The 2,509-nt window shown below is 30.1% G+C and carries 2 protein-coding genes and 1 pseudogene; 1 reads left to right on the plus strand and 2 read right to left on the minus strand.

The annotated features are described in order from the left end of the window. Positions 1–63: 63 nt before the first annotated feature. Both ACT8VG_RS10040 and ACT8VG_RS10045 read right to left on the minus strand, forming a co-directional pair. Positions 64–345 (minus strand): hypothetical protein, encoded by a 282-nt coding sequence (locus ACT8VG_RS10040; protein WP_329736429.1) that lies wholly within the window; start codon positions 343–345, stop codon positions 64–66. A 520-nt stretch (positions 346–865) separates the two neighbouring features. Continuing rightward, entirely contained in the window at positions 866–1,540 is a 675-nt protein-coding gene (locus ACT8VG_RS10045) for an Abi family protein (protein WP_444195780.1), read from the minus strand. Between the two features lie 535 nt (positions 1,541–2,075). On the opposite strand from ACT8VG_RS10045, the pseudogene ACT8VG_RS10050 reads away from it, so the two are divergent. Beyond that, positions 2,076–2,509 (plus strand): annotated as a pseudogene (locus ACT8VG_RS10050) (hypothetical protein); the annotation flags it as partial.

The raw sequence follows: 2,509 nt of genomic DNA on the forward strand, positions 1-2,509 counted from the left end.
ACCACATTAACGGTAAATTTCTACTTTCGTAAGGAAGTATAGTCAATCTCCCTGATGTTTATTTTATACTATTTTGATTCCACTATTCAATACTTTGATTCTATTAATCTTAATTCTTTTAATTAAGGCTTCTTCTTTATTGTAACACTTTTCAAATTCTGAAATACATCTGTCTCTATCTATATTCTTAGTCCTGTAATCATAGCAGTACAACAGAAATGATGAATACCAGTCTCGCTGTACTAGAGTTCCATCTGCTAGATGATACATCCTGTCAGATAATTTCTTCTTTATGTAATCATCTGCTGTATGGTCATATTGTGATGCTCTATAATCATTAGGCACTTCTATATATGTACCACCTGTGGTCTTGAATTTTTCTTCTACAGCAGCCTGAAACCCAGAAGGGCATCTATTCTTTATAGACCTGCCAAAATGTTTTTTCTTATTAAACTTACCCTTATGCTTAACTCAAGTAAAAATTATGTGGCTTTCAACCCATAGGCAAGCCTATGGGTTTTTCGCCACTAATTTATAACCTATATGGCACAGTAAGTCAATTGTGGATGATCTAAAATGTGCTTTTTTAGACGACTATGATTATATTTTATGGAATTTTGTGATATGTTTCCAGTTAGATGGAAATCCCATATATTCATATAGCTTGTCTAGTCTTAAATTTGAAATCTTCTTCTCGTATTGATTGAAAATATGTACCAGTTGCTTTTTGAATACTAAAAAATCAGCTTGTGGTAGTAGATAACGAAAGGTGATAACTACACAAAATAAATCATTTTTTCCACATATATATTTTGAGCCACTTTTTGGTATGTTTAATCTTTTGTGTATCAATGTGTCAGGAATATCAATGTACGTGTGATAAGAAAAAAAGTCTTTCATTATGAGCACATACGTTTCTATAGAGTGTTAACACTTTTAGATATTTAATCATTTCATTTTTCTTGACATTTCCAAAATCCTGGCAGATGAGTCCTTGTATATTTTGAAGTAGAAATTCAAACATTTTGGATATCTGACCGAAAGTAAGGGCATTACAAGTCACCCACAGTGGAATGTTATGATATTTATTGCGCTGGTAAACAAGATATTTGTGATTCTTGTTTTTGTTAGATATATTATCTAGCATTTGAATTAGTTTTATAATTCCACGCATATTTTTAGGAATCATGTTGTAGTTGTTGGGATTAAGGTATTCTTCTTGACGTTCTCCATGTTTTTGACAGAAGTGGTAAGAAATAGATGAACGTAGTTTTCTTTCTATACGGCATAAATACTTGAAGAATAATTCACGTAAATCTTCATCTAATTCGTAAAGAGCAACAATATCTTCAAAACAAGTATTATTGATGTATTTACGGGTATGAATATCAATAAATAGATGTTTGTAGCCATCGATTAATCCGTAGTAACTGAAATTTTTTAGGGTTGTAATCGCAAAATTAGTATCAGTAATTATTAAATTTTTTTCGTTTTGTAACTTATCAACCTGAGCGGTATACGTAATAAATGGTTTGTTCATATGCACCTCATAACAATATCTATTATGTGAACTATACAACTTGATGTTTTGTATTCGAAGTTGGTGTTTAAGTACCAAAGATGACTCCTCTACATTTAATATACCTTTTAAATTTGGAAATTACTTTTGTGATTTACATTATTTTTGCACAAAAAAAGAGAGGGGCCTCGGCACCCTCCCCCGATTGCAGGCTTCACAAGTATCTGCAATCTGATCGCAAATAAAATATAACCTATATGTCATAGAAAGTCAATTGTTAATAAGTGATAAATCAGAAAATTGTAGAAATGCTTCAGAAAGATACAAGAATAATTTTACATTTTACGTTTCTCATGGAGGTATAAGTAAAAACTTTATATAATTAAGGTATATGATTACAATGAATAAATAATTGCTATTACATGAATTACTTAATATGGTAAATAAAGACAAGTGGGCTGAAATATATAATCCAGACAATTATTTCAATATAATCCCACATGATCATGATTCTTTAGAGAATTATCAAGAATCAATAGAAGATTAAGGTGATACTATGGGAAGAATATCAACACTATTTCAAACAATTAAAGATCTAAACAAAGATCGATGGGTCAGAAAATATAATCCTCACCAACGGTTTTTTGTCGATGTAGATTGGTATAATACTGAAGAAGACTATTTAAATGCATTGCGTGATGATTGGAAATCTGAAGCAGATCCATTAGATGAATGTGATCATTATGTTGATGTATCTAAATATGATAATTTTGAAGACTATGAAAAAGCAGTTAATATATGTTTAGAACATCTTGAATGGATTGAAGAAGTATCTAGATATGGTGATTTTGATATTGATCCTCAAAACTATAAGAATGAAGATACTTATCTAGATGCTCTAACAAAGAGAATAAAAGAGAAGTATGATCGTGAAATTGAATTTTTTTGTTTTGATCCTCTAGATTATGATTCACATGATGAATATTTTTA

This window comes from Catenibacterium sp., assembly GCF_052354645.1.
Taxonomy (GTDB): domain Bacteria; phylum Bacillota_I; class Bacilli_A; order Erysipelotrichales; family Coprobacillaceae; genus Catenibacterium; species Catenibacterium mitsuoka_A.

What these genes read in the sequence shown, in the direction of transcription:
- ACT8VG_RS10045 (WP_444195780.1), bottom strand. Translation starts at nt 1,540, where the DNA reads ATGAACAAACCATTTATTACGTATACCGCTCAGGTTGATAAGTTACAA.